Origin of the sequence: Kutzneria sp. CA-103260 (assembly GCF_018263855.1) — a bacterium.
Taxonomy (GTDB): domain Bacteria; phylum Actinomycetota; class Actinomycetes; order Mycobacteriales; family Pseudonocardiaceae; genus Kutzneria.
In genome coordinates, this window is record NZ_CP073318.1 from 2,489,916 (window position 1) to 2,505,638 (window position 15,723).

Genomic DNA, 15,723 nt, shown 5'->3' on the forward strand with positions numbered 1-15,723 from the left:
AGCAGGGTCGGTGCCCGGGTGAACCCACGCTCGCGGAAATCGTCGATGGCGAGGACCGCGGTGGTGGTCGTGGCAGGCATTCCCCTTCAGCAGCGTCGAATTCGGCGCTGCCAGCGGCCGGCGCCTGGTCCTGGCCGAGGGACGACACCGGTGACGTCGGGGTCGCTCGCGGCCCAGTCGTGGGCCGTTCCGGCCGTGGCGAGGAAGTTGATGTGGCAGCGCGGACGACGCCTGGTGGTCCGCAACGGTCACCACCAGGCCCGCACCGTGGTCACCGCGCCGCGCGTCAACGACCGGCGTATCGACGCGCCACCGGCGAGCGAAAGCAGTTCTCCTTCCCGGCTGCCCGGCACCCGCGCTGCTGGGTCCACAAAGCCCGTAATGCCACAAACTGTCCTCCGAAGTCCGCACAGCCAGGTGCGACGAAGGTGAAGCAGGAGATCTACAACTCCGATCGAGTCGACGTTCTCCACGGTCGAGCTGCGGACGAAGGTCACTCGTGGCGCCGGCAGCCCCGCTGCGGCCCTGGCAATGGTGTTCAAGCTCGTCGAGTCACCCCAGGCCCGCTGGCGGGCGATCACTGGAGCCCACCTGGTCGCCTTGGTTCGTTCCGGCGCGAGGTTCGAGAACGGCATCCTGGTCGAACGGACGCAACCCACCGCCGCCTGAAATCGTGCACGGCTGTCGGCCGCTGCCGGGTCACCCACGCGACAGGACCGTGATCATGAGGCAGGCTACTGGCATGAGATCTCGAACGGGTGGCATGTGGTGGGGGACGACGATCGAGGCGCCGGACCCCAGTGGTCTGGCGACGTTCTACGCCGAGCTCCTCGGGTGGCACATCGGACACGAGGAGCCGGGAACGGCGATCGTCGCTGCCTCCCCACAAGGACCGTTCTTCGTGTTCCAGCAGGCTGATGGCTATCGGGCGCCGGTCTGGCCTCCGATCGACGGGGAACAGCGCCCGATGATGCACTTCGACTTCCAGGTCGGAGACCTCGACTCGGCCGTCGCCGAGGCGGTGGCCTTGGGAGCTACCGTGGCGGAGTTCCAGCCGCAGGAGAACGTCCGGGTGATGTTCGACCCCGCCGGACACCCCTTCTGCCTTTGCTTTGATCAAGCATGACTGGCTCGACCTGCTGGGGTCAGAATCCGCCCCGGCCGGGAACGTCCGAACCGTCACACAGTCCGAGTTCCGCCACGACGCCTGACAACTCGTGACCGGGCACGCAGGGAGTCCGATCGCGGCCGGCTCGGTCTGTCCAGGTTCCCGGCCAATCCAGTTCGCCGGAGGTGAAGCCGGCCGCGCACACCCGCACGATGACGTTGTTCTCCGCGGCGGGCGGGTGCGGGTGGTCCGGCAAGTGCCTGTCTCACAACCGGCGAGGCCTGCGACCCAAACGGCGCCGCGGCCGAATTCACCGAGTTGCTCACCGACCGGCTGGCCATCCTCGCTCCCGATCACCCGCAGACCCTCATCACACGAGGCGACGTTGCTCATTGGACGGGCCGCACAGGCGACTACGCGACAGCTCAGACGAGGGCAGCGGCCAGCAGGGCGAAGGCGGCGATGATGACGGCGACGCGGACGTAGTGGTAGCGGTCCCAACGGTTCATCTGCTCCTTCCAGTCCTCGGGCCGGTTCTCGGGGGTCCACGTCTTGCCCCGGTTGTTGATCGGGACGAGCAGCAGGATCGACATGATCACGCTCACGATCAGCAGCGCGCCGGCGATGACGACGAGGCCGGTGCCCGGGTGGTGCCATCCGGCGATGGCCCAGACCGCGCTCAGGACGAGCGAGCCTATATACCAGAACGGCATGAGCGCGCCGAGCATCCGGCCCCCGTGGGCGCGGCCGCGCTGGGCGCTGTCGTCGGGGAGTCCGTTGAGGATCGGATTGATGACGAAGGCGACGGAGAACTCCACCCCCACCATTAGGCCCACGACCACGATGGTGACGACCTCGAGCGTGCTAAGCATGATGCCCCTCCAGGAATCTAGCGTTGCTAGCTGATAAGGCAACGCTAGTACTAGCGTTGCTCGATTGTCTAGCAGTGCTAGGATCCGCCGATGTCGGTACAGGAACGCAGGCAGCGCGAACAGGCGGACCGCGAACGCCTCATCGTGGCGACGGCCCGCGAACTCGCCGAGCAGCAGGGCTGGGATGCGGTCACCACCCGCCTGCTCGCCGAGCGCATCGAATACAGCCAGCCCGTCCTCTACAGCCACTTCCGAGGCAAACGCGAGATCATCGGCGCCGTCGCCCTCGACGGTGCCACCGAGATGGCCGCGGCGCTGCGGGCCGCGACCTCCGCCGCAGACGGCCCCCGCACCCGGGTCACCGCCCTCGCCCGCAGCTACCTCGACTTCGCCGCACGCAACCCGGCGGTCTACGACGCCCTGTTCCAGCTCGACGGCGGCCTGGCCTTCGCGAACGAGGACACCCCACAACCTCTGAAGGACGCCTTCGCCGCCCTGCTGGAAAGCCTCGGCGAGGTCGCCGGGGACGGCGTCCACCCGGGACTGTTCACCGAGGTGTTCTGGGCGGCCCTGCACGGGCTGGCCACCCTGACCCGGGCGCGACGGCTCCCGCCGGAAGACACCGAGCGAAGGATGGAGCTGCTGGTGGACCGGCTCGCCATGGTCTGACGCACCGCCCCAGGGGGCACGCAGCCGGGGTTCCCGGACCCGCTGCCTGCCTGCGGCATTGCTTCCGGTCACTCGCGCCGACACGGCGCAGCCGCAGACCGCCGGGCCTCGTCAAGCAGTGGAGGACATGGCTGCCATTGCCGGAGAGTAGAATCCGACGCTGGCGCGATCGACGCTGGTTGCCGGGAAGGATCCGGAGCGGGAGTTTCGGGAGGGCCTCGATCTCGTGTTGGCGGGTGTCGTCGGCACGCTCCGCCCACGCTCGCGAGGGAACCGCCGCCGGGGTAGTAGGCGTCGAAGCGCCTGCCTACGGTGACGGAAGCGAGCCGTCGGCGGTCGGTGTGTTCCAGCCGCGCCAAATGGCCAGTAGCCGGATCAGCACCACGACCGCCGACGCGACCACCGCAGCAGGCCCGGACGGCACGCGCAGCCAGTCCGCCGCGACCACCAACACACCGCCGGGCCAGCGCGGCGAGGGCGTAGATGTCGCGGCGCAGCACCAACGGGACCTCGCGCAGGACCAGGTCGCGGAGCACCCCGCCGCCGATTCCGCCGGTCATCCCGATGATCCACGCGTCGTACCTCGGCACGCCCAGCGCCAAGGCGTCAGCGGTGCTGGAGGTGACGAACAGGCCGAGCCCGACGGCATCGGCGATCAGCATCGCCTGCCGCACCCAGCCGATGTGTGGGTGCAGCCAGTACACGATCAGCGACACCGAGGCGGACACGACGAGAAACGGCCAGTTCTGCAGCACGGCGGGCGGGTGCACGCCGAGCATGACATCCCGGATCACGCCGCCGCCGAGCGCGGTGGTCGTGCCGACCACGGCGACGCCGAACACGTCAAGGCGGGCGCGCACCGCCGCGAGCGCACCGGAGGTCGCGAACACTCCAACCGCGACCAGTTGCAGTACATCGAGGAACATCTCAGTCTCGGGGGTGGTGCGGGTGGCTCAGGTGCGCGCGACCGGTCGCAGGGCCTGCGGGGTGAGGTCCGCGCGGGTCCGGTAGCCGTCCACGGCCATGATCAGATCGGCTTCGGCGAGGATCGTGCGCAGCACGTGCACCAGTCCGTCGGTGCCGCCGACGGCTAGGCCGTAGGCGTATGGGCGGCCGATGCCGACTGCGGTGGCACCGAGCGCGAGGGCTTTCACCACGTCGGCGCCGGACCGCACGCCGGAGTCGAACAGCACCGGCAGTCCGTCAGCGGCCTCGACCACACCGGGCAGGCAGTCCAGCGCGGGGAGCCCGCCGTTGGCCTGGCGGCCGCCGTGGTTGGAGCAGTAGATGCCGTCGACGCCGCCGTCTCGGGCGCGCCGGGCGTCGTCGGGGTGGCAGATACCCTTCACGATCAGCGGCAGTGTGGTCAGCGACCGCAGCCAGGGCAGGTCGTCCCAGGTGAGTGGGTTGCCGAACAGGCGGGCCCACAGCTGCACGGTGGCTGTCGGGTCCTGCTCGGGGTCCTTGCCGAGCAGGTCTCGGAACACCGGGTCGGAGGTGTAGTTGGCCAGGCAGTGCCCGCGCAACTGCGGGAAGTTGGCGGTGGCCAGGTCGCGTGGGCGCCAGCCGGTGATCCAGGTGTCCAGAGTGACCACGATGGCGCCGAATCCGGCTGCTTCGGCGCGGTGCACGAGGCTCTCGGCGAGTGCTCGATCGGTGGGGGTGTAGAGCTGGAACCAGCCGGGCGTCCCTGCGAGCCGGCCCGCGACGGTTTCGAGCGGGTCCACGCTGAGCGTGGAGGCGACCATCGGCACGCCGGCACGCGCGGCGGCCTCGGCTGTGGCCAGATCGCCGTGACCGTCCTGTGCACACAGGCCGATGACACCGATCGGAGCGAGGAAGACCGGGGCGGGCAGCGTACTGCCGAACACCTCGACCGACAGGTCTCGCTGCCGGGCGCCGACGAACATGCGAGGGACGAGCCCCCACCGGCCGAAGGCGTCGACGTTGGCGCGCTGGGTTGCCTCGTCGCCCGCGCCACCGGCCACATAGGACAGAACGCTCGGTGGCAGTGCCTGCGCGGCACGGGTTTCCAACTCTGCGTAGCGCATCGGCAGGGTCGGCGCCACGCCGCGTAGTCCGTCGAAGTAGATCGCGTCCTGGTAGTCGCCGAACGCGTGCGGGTGTGTGTCGGTCACGATTGTCGATCTCCTGGGTTCAGTGCTGGCCCGGCTGCGGACCGCTGTCGTCCGTGGTCGGGCAGGTGTTCTTGTGGATCCGCCCGTCGCGCATGATCAGCGACAGGCTGGTGTCCGGACTGGCCAGCAGGTCCAGGTCGGTCAACGGATTTCCGCGCACCAGCAGCAGGTCGGCGAGGGCACCGGGGCGGATCACGCCGAGTGCGCCGGGGTAGGGGTTGCGCTGACCGCTCATCGCGAGCAGCTCGGCGTTCCCGGAGGTCGCTGTGCGCAGCACCTCGAAGGGCGTCTGCCAGCGTCGAGTCGCGACCAACATGCTGCCCTGGCCGGCCGCGGCCGCCGGGTCGAACAACAAGTCGGTGCCCCAAGCGACCTTGACGCCGTGCTTGGCGGCCAGCGCGTAGGCGCGGTCAGTGCCCTCGGCGACCTGCCTGAACCGGGCCCGCTGCGCGGGGTCGAACTTCGCGATCTGCTGCTCGCTCGCACCGAACGCCTGCAGGCTCCACCAGGTGCCGTGTTCGGCCATGATCGAGACGGTTTCCTCGGTCACCAGTTGGCCGTGCTCGATGCAGCGCACCCCGGCGCGGATGGCCTGCTGCACCGCCCGATCGGTGTAGGCGTGCACGGTGACATAGGTGCCCCAGTTCTCGGCAGCCTCGACCGCGGCCCGCATCTCGACCTCGGTGTACTCGGTGACGTCGAGCGGGTCGTAGCTGGAGGCGACGCCGCCGCCCGCCATCACCTTGATCTGGCTCGCGCCGTGCATCAACTGCTCGCGCGTGGCACGCAGCACTTCGCTGACCCCGTCGGCGATCGCCGAGCCGCCGGCGATCTCGATGTGCGCGAAGTGACCGCACACCCCACGGGGAACCTCGTACGGCTGGCGAAAGTCGCCGTGCCCAGATGTCTGGGAAATCATCGCGCCCGACGGGAAGATCCGGGGACCCACGACCCGGCCCTCGTCGATCGCGCGTTTGACGCCGAAGACCGGCCCGCCCGCGTCCCGCACCGTGGTGAACCCGCGCAGCAGCGTCTCGGTGGCGGCTTCGGCGGACCGGATGCCCAAATAGCCCAAGTCGCCCGTCATGAGCTCCTGGAGCGACACGGAGGCGAACGCGGTGTGGTAGTGCGCGTCGATCAGGCCTGGCATCAGCACGTTGCCGGCGCCGTCGATCTCCAGCACGTTCCGCTCGCCGGGTGCCGCGGCACCGTCCTGCTCACCGTCGTCGCCGACCAGGGCGATGGCGTTCCCGCGGACGAGGACGTGGCATGGCTCGCTGAGCTGGTCCGAGACGCCGTCGAACACTCGGACGTTGCGCAGCCAGGTCGCCGCACCGGACGACGTGAGCTGCGCTTGGGAACTCTCCTGCACCGATCCTCCTACACCGCACGGTTTCCGTTCGCAGCGTAGGCACGCGGCTGGAGGGTTTCTCCGGTCGACGACGGTCCTGGCAGGAACCGGTGACCAGCAACGGCACTGTCCGGTGACCAGGACCTCGCGGCGCCGGGCGGAGATCAGCTCGTCGGGTGGGAAGCGAGCGGGATCGGGAGACCTGACTGGTGGAGGAGGTGGGCGAGCTGGGTTCGGGACTGCAGGACGGACTTGCCGATTCCCGGCTCGCCGCACAGCACGAGCCCGCCGCCCCGGCCGTTCATGATCGTCGGACTACGAGCGGGCCGAGTTCCGGACTACGCGTTCGCGTGATGCGAATCCGCGACGGACGGCCCTAGCGTGACGGTGGTCCGCCCGACCGGAGGTCCACCGTGTTGTTCGATCCGGATCGCGTCCCCAGGGTCGCCTTCCACTTGGTGCCGGTCGACCCGGCGACGTCCACCGAGGACTGTCCGAGAACGGCGGGCTGAGGGATCATGCGTGTCGAGACCCGGTTCCGACACATCGCATCGGACGGAGTCGTACCAGCGGACGGGATCCGCCACCGGTTCACCGTCCCGGTCGGTCGCCGGAGCCTGAACTGGGCAGCCCGGATCGGCGTGGCAGGCGCCCGTTTTCGCACGAGCAGACGGTTGGTCGCCTCGTATACGTCCTTCTGGGACATCGACTCCCGGACGCGCGGCGGGCAGGTGTGGGAGTCCGAACCGGACAGCCACGACGCGGCCAACCCGGTGACCTACCTGCTCGCCCCGGTGCACAGTCCGATCCGGCTTCGTCACGGTAGCGCGGACGTGGAGTTGCGGCCGGGGTTCTACACCGTGTGCTCCTCAGATTTGCCGATCACTGCCGAGTGCGGTGACGCGAACCGGGTGGTCGGCGTCGCCGAGGCGGCCGATCTCGCGCCGCGCGGCCACATCGCCCCGACGCTCGGCAAGCCCCTGCCGATCACGGATATCGGCCTTCTTCTGCTGCGCCACGTGGAGACCACGGTCCACGTCGCCGGATCGCTCACGCCCGCCGCCCTCGCCGCCGCGGCGGACGCGGCGAACGGCCTGATGACCGCGCTGCTGTCCGGGCTGCCGAGCGCCGTTGTGGCGGACGCCGTCGCCCTACGTGACCGGATTATCACCTACATCGAGGCCCGGCTCCGGGATCCCGGTCTCGATATCCGCCAGGTCGCCGCCGCGCACCACGTCTCGCCACGCACGGTCTACCGAATCTTCGAGCGCTCCGGGGACAGTGTGGCGGCGCACATCCGCGGTCGTCGTCTCGACCGCTGCCGCGCCGAGATCATCGATCGGCCGGATCTGTCGCTGGCCACCATCTGCGCCCGCTGGGCAGTAGGCGACGCCAAGCACCTGGCCGGGAAATACCGCGCCCGGTTCGGCGAGAGCCCATACGAGACCAGGCAGCGGACCGGTCCGGTCCGGTCCGGTCCGGACGACCACCGACCACGCGCAAACCCACGGAATTGCACACTGGGCAATTTTGCGCACTGAGCAAGATCGGGGTAGCCTCGCCGCGTGACGACGGGTCTACGGGAGCGCAAGAAGCTGGCCCTGCGTGAGCGGTTGGGTGACGTCGCCCTCGAACTGGCCCAGGAGCGCGGGCTGGCGGGGGTGCGGGTCGAGGACATCGCCGAGCGGGTCGGGGTGTCGAGACGAACGTTCAGCAACTACTTCGCGAGCAAGGAGGACGCGATCGTCGACCGCCACGTCGGCAGGATCGCGGAGACCGTCGACCGGCTGCGCGACGCGCCGCCGGAGCAGCCCTTGTGGGCGGCGTTGACGGACGCGCTCGTCGTGCCGTTCACCCGGTGGGACGCGGCGACCAGTCGCCAGCCGGACGAGGCGTTGCGAGCGCTGATCGCCGTGTTCTCCGACGACCGCCTGCAGAGCGCGCTGACCCGACGGATGCGCGAAGCGCGAACCGACCTCGCCGCAGCGGTCGCCGAGCGCACCGGCACCGACCCGCGCCGCGATCTCTACCCGAACCTCGTGGCGCGCATCGCCCTCGAAACCGAGATGCAGACCATTTCGTTCTGGATCCAGACCAACCCGCCGCAGCCGCTGGTGGTGCTGCTCGCCGATGCCTTCCGTCAGGTCAGCGGTGGCCTCGCCGAGCCGTCCTGACGAGCTGAAACGCACGTCCGGCGCGCGGCGCGATCGGCCACCGCGCGCGAGAACGACAGGAGCACCAGTGTCCGAGGAAGCGCACTTCGACTTCGCGCTCGACGAGCAGATCGACCTCGCCGATCCGCAACAGGTACTGAACGCGCTGGGCATCAGCCCGCGCGAAACCGACTGTGCGGCCACCACCGTGCGCATACCCATGCGCGACGACGTCGAGCTGGCGGCAGAGCACTACGCGCCACCAACCGACAAGCCGGCACCGACCTTGCTCGTGCGCTCGCCGTATGGTCGCGGCTTTCCCTACGACGTGCTGCTGGCAAAGGTGTTCGCGGGTGCTGGCTACCACGTCCTGCTGCAGAGCTGCCGTGGTACGGCCGATTCGGACGGCGAGCTGCGGCCGATGGTCCAGGAGGCGGCGGACGGCCACGACACCGTCGACTGGCTGCGCGAGCAGCCGTGGTTCGACGGCCGACTCGGGCTGATCGGCATGTCCTACCTCGCCTACTGCGCCTATGCGCTGCTGCAGGACCCGCCTCCCGAGGTGAAGGCCGCGGTTATCGTGGTCGGACCGTACGACTTTGGCAGCCACTTCCACCGCACCGGCGCGTTCACCGTGCAGGAGTGCCTGAGCTGGAGCAACCTCGTGCGCCGGCCGTCCCCGGCGGTCGCGGACGAGCTACCGGCCGACGCCGCGCGGCGGCTGCCGCTGCTAGCCGGCGCGGAACTGCTCGGCCCCACCGCGCCCTGGTACCGGGACTGGATCGCCCACCCGGACATCGCCGACCCGTTCTGGCGACCGTATGACCACCATGCGGCACTGCAGCACTTTGCCGGGCCGACGTTGCTGATCGGCGGCGCCTACGACGTGTTCCTACCGCAGACTCTGGCGGCATTTCAGGCGCTGAGCTCGCGGGGTGTCCCCACCGCGCTGACACTCGGGCCATGGGTGCACACCGACGTCGTCGCCACCGCTGCGGCGACGATGGTGGACGAGGCACAGTCGTGGTTCGACGACCACTTGCGAGATGGCGTCGTCGCCCTCAATCGCCCGGCTGTCCGGCTGCATATCGCCGGGGCCGAAGAATGGCGTGAACTCCCCGGCCTGCCCGCGGCGACCGGACACCTGACGTTGCGGCTCAGCGGTGACGGATCGCTCACCGCCGACGGCGGCGCCGGTTCCTCGACGTTCACCTACGACCCGGCTGACCCCACACCCACGGTCGGTGGTCGACGTGTCGCGCCGGACGGTGGGGCCAGGGACAACGCGCCGCGCGAGCAGCGGCGCGACGTGCTCACGTTCACCACCGCGCCGTTCGAGCGACCGGTCGAGATCCACGGCAACCCCACGCTGAGCGTCGGTTTCACCTTGGATAGCCCGCACGCCGACCTGCACGCGCGCCTGTGCGTGGTGGACACGGACGGTACCTCGATCAACTTCTCCGACGCGATGCTCCGGCTCCCGTTGGCCGAGGACCCGGCCACGCCGCGGGTGATCGAGCTGACGCTGGACTTCTGCGCGCGCCGGATCACCTCCGGACAACGGATCCGGCTACAGCTCTCAGGCGGGTCCTACCCCGAGTACGACCGCAACCTGGGCACCGGGGAACCGCCCGCGACCGGTACGGCCATGGCGACGTCAACGCACGTGATTGACCACGCGACGACCAGCCTGCTGCTGCCGGTCAGCGATCCGGCGTAGGAATGGAGTTCTCGCTGGTCACGCCGCCCCATGCCGTCACAATGATCAAGGACCGTCCGCCGCTCGGGTCGGCACTTGATCCGCTTGAGCCGGTTCTTCACCACCGCGACCAACCGGTCGATGCCGTGCACGATGAGGTTGCCCAAGCCATGCTTGACATGCGGCCACATGTGCTCGGTGTGGCGGATCGACGTCTGCTGGCGGCGCCTCGTCGAGGAGGCGACCGGCTGACGTCACAGCCAGCCACGGCGGGCGGCTTCCATGCCGATCTGGAAGCGGGTGCGGGCGCCGACGTGCTGCATGAGCTCGTGGATGTGGCGCTGCACGGTGCGGATGCTCCAGTTGAAGGTCCGGGCGATGACGGTGTCGGTGGCGCCGCTGGCCAACAGGCCCAGCAGCTGACGGTCGCGGTGGGACAGCAGCGCGTCCCCGGCGCGGGACTCGCCGCGGTTGAGCGGCACGGCGCGGTCCCAGGTGGCCTCGAACAGCCCGGAGATCACGTCCAGCAGTGACGACGGGTGCACGAGATAGGCGACGTCGTCGTGGAAGTCGGCGGCGGAGCTGACGATCGCCACCTGGTCGTCGCTGATCACGATCTTGGCCGGCAGCGTGGAGCCGACCCGGGCCCGCTCGCCGCTGCGGATGCCCTCCCAGATGTTGTCCAGTCGGCCGGGCAGCGCCACGGATTCCTGGTCGTAGACCACCCGATAGCCGACGGTGCCGGCGGCCAGCGAACGCCGCTCCTCCAGATTCGGGCCCTCGTCGCCGTGTTCGCCGGGCGAGACGAAGTACGGCGGCTTGTCGAACGCCCGCACCTCCCGCTGCGCGGAGCGCTGGATGCGGACGAACGAACGGTAGATCCGAGCCGCGCCCTCGACGCGTTCGACATATTCGACGGTCTGGTTCGCCGCCAGTTCCGCGTGAAAGGCGTCGTCGAGCTTGTTCAGGTGCTGCTGGAGCTGCCCGAGTTCGTGCTCCCGCTTGGCGATGAGCACCGAGCCGGCCAGCGACGGCTGCACCGCGTAGTACCGCGCCGGCCGCCCCGGCATCCGGGTGACCAGGCCCCGGCCGATCAGGTTGCCCAGTGCCCGGGTGATCTTCGAGGTGGTCAGGTTGGTCCGGCCGGACAGACTCTCCACTGTGGACCGTCCCTGCCTGATGAGCGCCTCGTAGACCCGGGCCTCCACGTCCGGAATGCCGACCGCTTCCCACATCTGGACTCCCTGGCGTTTTTGTGACACGTGTCGTAAAGCCGCTGCGTTCCACTACTTGTCGATGCTGGCGCAACTATGACAGGTTCGGTGCGACGGACCCTGCCTGAATCCGTTGCCACCCCGAGGAAACAGGGGGAAACATCCATGAAACGCATGCCCTGGTTACGCCGAACGGTCGCGGTGGTCGCGGCCGCGATCACCACGGCGAGCGTCGCCGTGGTGTTCGCCGGCCCCGCCGAGGCGGCCGCGCCGACCTACGTGCCCGCCGCGTGCAACGCGCTGACCGCCGCGCAGCGCTCGGCCGCGGTGCCGGTGGCCAGATGCTTCGCCGTCGCGGTCGGCGACAGCGCCGGGCACCTGGCGACGCGGACGGCCGCCGCCGGCCCGCCGTCGACGGCCCTTGGCCCGCAACAGATCCAGTCCGCCTACCAACTGCCGGACGCCGGCGCCGGCATGACCGTGGCGATCGTCGACGCCTACGGCTACGGCAGCGCCGAGGCCGACCTCGGCGTCTTCCGTTCGTACTACGGACTTCCGGCATGCACCGCCGACAACGGCTGCTTCACCAAGGTGGACCAGCGCGGCGGCACGAACTTCCCGCCGGAGGACGGCGGTTGGTCCATCGAGACCGCGCTCGACCTGGACGCGGTGTCCTCGGCCTGCCCGAAGTGCAAGATCCTGCTGGTCGAGGGCGACACCCCGGACCTCGGCGACCTCGGCCAGGCGGTCGACACCGCCGCCGCCATGGGCGCGGCCGCCATCTCCAACTCCTATGGCGTGGACGGCGAAACGCCCGTCGAACAGGACTACGACCAGTACTACGACCATCCCGGCGTGGCCGTGACGGTGTCCACCGGTGACGCCGGCAACGTGCAGAGCTGGCCGTCGACGAGCCCGGCCGTGACCGCCGTCGGCGGCACCCGGCTGACGCCCGACGGCTCGGCCCGTGGCTGGACCGAAACCGCTTGGGACTCCGGCGGTTCCGGCTGCTCGCTGTACGAGCCGCGCCCGGACTACCAGGCCGGCCTGGCCACGAACTGCCCGGACAACAAGGCGGCCGCGGACATCTCCGCCGACGCCGACCCGGCGTCCGGCCTGGCCGTCTACAACACGCTCGGCCAGAGCGGCTGGGCTCAGTGGGGCGGCACCTCGCTGGCTTCGCCGCTGGTGGCGGCGATGTACGCGCTGGCCGGCACGCCGACACCCGGCACCTACCCGGTGACCTACCCGTACCGCGACACCGCCGACCTGAACGACGTCACCCAGGGGGCCAACGGTTCCTGCGGCACCGTGCTGTGCAACGCCGGCCCCGGCTGGGACGGCCCGACCGGTTTCGGCTCGCCCAAGGGCATCGGGGCGCTGACCCTGGGCAAGACGGGCGAGATCGCCGGCACGGCAACGGACAACGGCACCGGCGCGGGACTGGCCGGCGTGGCGATCGGCGCGACGGCGGCCAACGGTGACCGGTTCTCCGCCACCACCCAGGCCGACGGCACCTACGACCTGCACGCGCCCGAGGGCACGTACGACGTCACGGCGACCAAGTTCGGCTACGGCGACGCCAAGACCACCGGCGTCAAGGTCGCCGCCGGCGTCAAGGTGACGCAGAACTTCGCCCTGACGGCCAAGCCCACCCGGACCATCTCCGGCCGTGTCACCGACGGCTCCGGCCACGGCTACCCGCTGCGGGCGAAGATCACCATCGACGGCTACCCCAACGGCGCCGTCTACTCCGATCCGTTCACTGGCCGCTACTCCGTGGCCCTGCCCAACGGCGCCAGCTACAAGGTGCACGTGGCCGCGGCCGACCTGCCCGGCTACTCCACGCAGGACGCCACGGTGGCGTTGGGAGACCAGAACGTCACGCAGGACCTGGCGCTGAAGGTCGACGCCAGCACCTGCACCGCACCCGGCTACGCCTACCACGAGGACGGCGCGACCGAGGCGTTCACCAACTGGAGCGGCAAGACCACCAAGGACGGCTGGACCGTCACCGACGCCGTCGGCAACGGCCAGACCTGGGGCTTCGACAACGTCGGCGGCTGGGCCCCGCCGCCCGGCGGCGACGGCTACTTCGCCGACGTCGACTCCGACGCCTACGGTGAGGGCGGCCAACAGGACACCTCCCTGGTGTCGCCGGTGATCAACCTGGCCGGCCGCGCCGCCCCGGAGATCGGCTTCGACACCGCCTACATCGGCTTCCCGGGCCAGACCGGCACCGTCGACCTCAGCCTCGACGGCGGCCAGACCTGGTCCACCGTCCGGGAGATGAGCGGTCTCATCGACCACGTCGACATCCCCGTCCCGCAGGCCGCCGGCCAGTCCAACGTGCGGATCCGGTTCCACTACACGGCGGGCTGGAGCCGCCGCTGGGAGATCGACAACGTCCTCGTCGGCTCCCGCGCCTGCGCGCCACTGCCCGGCGGCCTCGTCGCCGGCACGGTGACCGACGCCAACACCGGCCAGCCGCTCAACGGCGCGACCGTCACCAGCGACGCGGCCAAGACCGACTTCGGTGTGACGGCAACGACTCCGGACGACGCCAACATCGGCGACGGCTACTACTGGCTGTTCAGCTCGCACACCGGCAAGGTCGGCTTCACCACCACCGACGGCCGGTACACGGCGAACGACGCGCAGGTCTCGGTGCGCGCGGATGCCGTGCAGGAGAACGACATCTCGTTGAACGCCGGGCGGCTCACGGTCAACACGACCGCCGTCGGGGTCACCGAGGAACTCGGCGCGTCGAGGGACCAGACTGTAACCTTCGGCAACACCGGCAAGTCGCCGGTCCACGTGCACCTCGGCGAGACCGACGGCGGCGTGACGCCGGCGGCGAAGGCCACCGGGGCGCCGAAGGCCGTCGTCAAGGCCAGCACGAGCATCGCGGCCTCGGCCGGTGGCAAGGCTGCCAACACCACGAATCCCGTGCTGCGGCAAGCGAATCCCGCCAACGCGCCGTGGACCGACGTCGCCGACTTCCCGTCGGCGGTGATGGACGGCGCCGTCGCCAACCACAACGGCAAGATCTACGCGGTCGGTGGCACGGACGGTTTCGAGCCGTCCAACAGCGCCTACGTCTACGACCCGACCAGCAACGCGTGGACCGCGATCGCCCCGCTGCCGGAGGCCGTCAGTGCGGCCAAGGCGGAGTTTGTCGGCGACACGCTGTACGTCGTCGGCGGCTGGGGACAGCTGGGTTCCACAAGCACGCACGCCTACGCCTACAGCGTGAGCGGCAACACCTGGACCCGGGTGGCCGATCTGCCGGCGGCCGTCTCCGCGGCGGGTAGCGCGGTGGTGGCCGGGCAGCTGTACATCGTGGGCGGCTGCACGACGGGCCAGTGCTCGCCGATGTCCGCCAGCGTGTACAGCTACGATCCCGGCAGCAACTCGTGGTCCAAGCAGCCGGATTACCCGACGGCGGCGGCGTTCGTCGCCTGCGGTGGGGTGGCGGCGTCCGTGGTCTGCGCCGGCGGCATCGCCAACGGCGGCCTGACCAAGACGTACTCCTACACGCCGGGGGCCGGCGGTTGGACCCAGCGGGCCGACCTCCCCGTCGACGCGTGGGGTGCGGCGGCCGCCTCGGCCAACGGGCACCTGGAGGTCATCGGTGGCGCCGTCAACAACGGCGCGGCGATCACCAACCAGGGCTACGAGTACGATCCCGCCAGCAACGCGTGGACCGCCCTGCCGAACGCCAACAACGCCACCTACCGCGGCGGCGCGACGTGCGGCATCTACAAGGTCGGCGGCTCCACCGGCGGCTTCGGCGCCGCGCCGTTCACCGAGAACCTGCCCGGTTACGGCGACTGCGGCGGCGATGTGACGTGGTTGTCGGAGAACAAGACCGACTTCGACGTCGCCCCGGGCAAGACCGTCAGTGTGCGGATCACCGCCGACTCCTCGGCGGTGTCGCAACCCGGCACCTACGAGGGTCTGGTGTTCGTCAGCACCGATTCGCCGTACGGCGGCGTCGGTCCGGTCAAGGTGACCATGACCGCCACCCCGCCGGCCGCCTGGGGCAAGATCGCCGGCACCGTCACGAACAGCTCCGGTCAACCCGTCGCCGGCGCCACCGTGGCCGTCTGCACCATGTACGACACCAAGACCGGCGCCTGCGGCCCGACCACCTTCACCTTGAAGACCGACGGCCAAGGCCACTACCAGCTGTGGCTCAACAAGGGCTACAACCCGCTCCAAGTGATCTTCGCCAAGGACGGCTTCACGCCGGTCATGAAGATCGTCAAGGTCCAGAAGGGCGAGACCGTCACGACCGACGTCAAGCTCACCGCCAACAGCGCCTTCAGCACCGCGAAGACGCAGCAGTACCTGAACGACACCATCAAGAGAAGCAAGTAGCAGCCCGGTAGGCCGCCGCCGTCACCGCGAACTCGCGGTGACGGCGGCGGCGTCGGCCATTCCGGCGGCGTTCGGGTGGTACGGGTACGCGGGTGAGGCCTGTGGGTTCCAGAAGTCGGTCCACGCACCTGACCTG

Annotated in this window: 13 protein-coding genes; 7 read left to right on the plus strand and 6 right to left on the minus strand. The window is 69.9% G+C overall.

Going from position 1 to position 15,723, the window contains the following annotated elements; genetic code table 11:
* Positions 1-531: 531 nt before the first annotated feature.
* Both JJ691_RS53310 and JJ691_RS10800 read left to right on the plus strand, forming a co-directional pair.
* Entirely contained in the window at positions 532-669 is a 138-nt protein-coding gene (locus JJ691_RS53310) for a hypothetical protein (protein ID WP_211768643.1), read from the plus strand.
* 94 nt (positions 670-763) lie between these two features.
* Complete coding sequence (locus tag JJ691_RS10800) at positions 764-1,126, plus strand: VOC family protein (RefSeq protein ID WP_211768644.1); 363 nt, start codon at positions 764-766, stop codon at positions 1,124-1,126.
* Between the two features lie 19 nt (positions 1,127-1,145).
* Here JJ691_RS10800 and JJ691_RS53165 read toward each other — a convergent pair whose 3' ends face one another.
* Both JJ691_RS53165 and JJ691_RS10805 read right to left on the minus strand, forming a co-directional pair.
* A complete protein-coding gene (locus tag JJ691_RS53165; RefSeq protein ID WP_442912720.1) occupies positions 1,146-1,364 on the minus strand; it encodes an alcohol dehydrogenase catalytic domain-containing protein in 219 nt (72 codons plus the stop codon).
* Between the two features lie 169 nt (positions 1,365-1,533).
* Positions 1,534-1,980, minus strand: coding sequence for a DUF1772 domain-containing protein (locus JJ691_RS10805; protein ID WP_211768645.1), 447 nt, complete (start codon positions 1,978-1,980; stop codon positions 1,534-1,536).
* Positions 1,981-2,070: 90 nt separating this feature from the next.
* Between JJ691_RS10805 and JJ691_RS10810 the strand changes: the two genes are divergently transcribed.
* Positions 2,071-2,649 (plus strand): TetR/AcrR family transcriptional regulator, encoded by a 579-nt coding sequence (locus JJ691_RS10810; RefSeq protein ID WP_211768646.1) that lies wholly within the window; start codon positions 2,071-2,073, stop codon positions 2,647-2,649.
* Between the two features lie 68 nt (positions 2,650-2,717).
* Here JJ691_RS10810 and JJ691_RS10815 read toward each other — a convergent pair whose 3' ends face one another.
* From JJ691_RS10815 to JJ691_RS10825, 3 genes are read right to left on the minus strand one after another with little or no spacing between them, the layout of a single operon-like run.
* Positions 2,718-3,575 (minus strand): trimeric intracellular cation channel family protein, encoded by an 858-nt coding sequence (locus tag JJ691_RS10815; protein ID WP_306291361.1) that lies wholly within the window; start codon positions 3,573-3,575, stop codon positions 2,718-2,720.
* Between the two features lie 27 nt (positions 3,576-3,602).
* On the minus strand, positions 3,603-4,787 hold the full coding sequence (locus JJ691_RS10820; protein ID WP_211768647.1) for an alpha-hydroxy-acid oxidizing protein: 1,185 nt from the start codon (positions 4,785-4,787) through the stop codon (positions 3,603-3,605).
* Between the two features lie 19 nt (positions 4,788-4,806).
* Positions 4,807-6,159 (minus strand): metal-dependent hydrolase family protein, encoded by a 1,353-nt coding sequence (locus JJ691_RS10825; RefSeq protein WP_211768648.1) that lies wholly within the window; start codon positions 6,157-6,159, stop codon positions 4,807-4,809.
* Between the two features lie 653 nt (positions 6,160-6,812).
* Here JJ691_RS10825 and JJ691_RS10830 point away from each other — a divergent pair.
* The 3 genes from JJ691_RS10830 (at position 6,813) to JJ691_RS10840 (ending at position 10,011) form a co-directional block, all read left to right on the plus strand.
* The gene (locus JJ691_RS10830; protein ID WP_211768649.1) at positions 6,813-7,679 is read left to right on the plus strand and encodes a helix-turn-helix domain-containing protein; all 867 of its coding nucleotides are present in this window, start codon (positions 6,813-6,815) and stop codon (positions 7,677-7,679) included.
* Between the two features lie 24 nt (positions 7,680-7,703).
* The gene (locus JJ691_RS10835; protein WP_211768650.1) at positions 7,704-8,312 is read left to right on the plus strand and encodes a TetR/AcrR family transcriptional regulator; all 609 of its coding nucleotides are present in this window, start codon (positions 7,704-7,706) and stop codon (positions 8,310-8,312) included.
* A 67-nt stretch (positions 8,313-8,379) separates the two neighbouring features.
* On the plus strand, positions 8,380-10,011 hold the full coding sequence (locus JJ691_RS10840; protein WP_211768651.1) for a CocE/NonD family hydrolase: 1,632 nt from the start codon (positions 8,380-8,382) through the stop codon (positions 10,009-10,011).
* A 233-nt stretch (positions 10,012-10,244) separates the two neighbouring features.
* On the opposite strand, the gene JJ691_RS10845 is transcribed toward JJ691_RS10840, so the two are convergent.
* Positions 10,245-11,225 (minus strand): helix-turn-helix domain-containing protein, encoded by a 981-nt coding sequence (locus JJ691_RS10845; RefSeq protein ID WP_211768652.1) that lies wholly within the window; start codon positions 11,223-11,225, stop codon positions 10,245-10,247.
* Positions 11,226-11,369: 144 nt separating this feature from the next.
* On the opposite strand from JJ691_RS10845, the gene JJ691_RS10850 reads away from it, so the two are divergent.
* Positions 11,370-15,587 (plus strand): carboxypeptidase regulatory-like domain-containing protein, encoded by a 4,218-nt coding sequence (locus JJ691_RS10850; RefSeq protein ID WP_211768653.1) that lies wholly within the window; start codon positions 11,370-11,372, stop codon positions 15,585-15,587.
* Positions 15,588-15,723 lie beyond the last annotated feature (136 nt).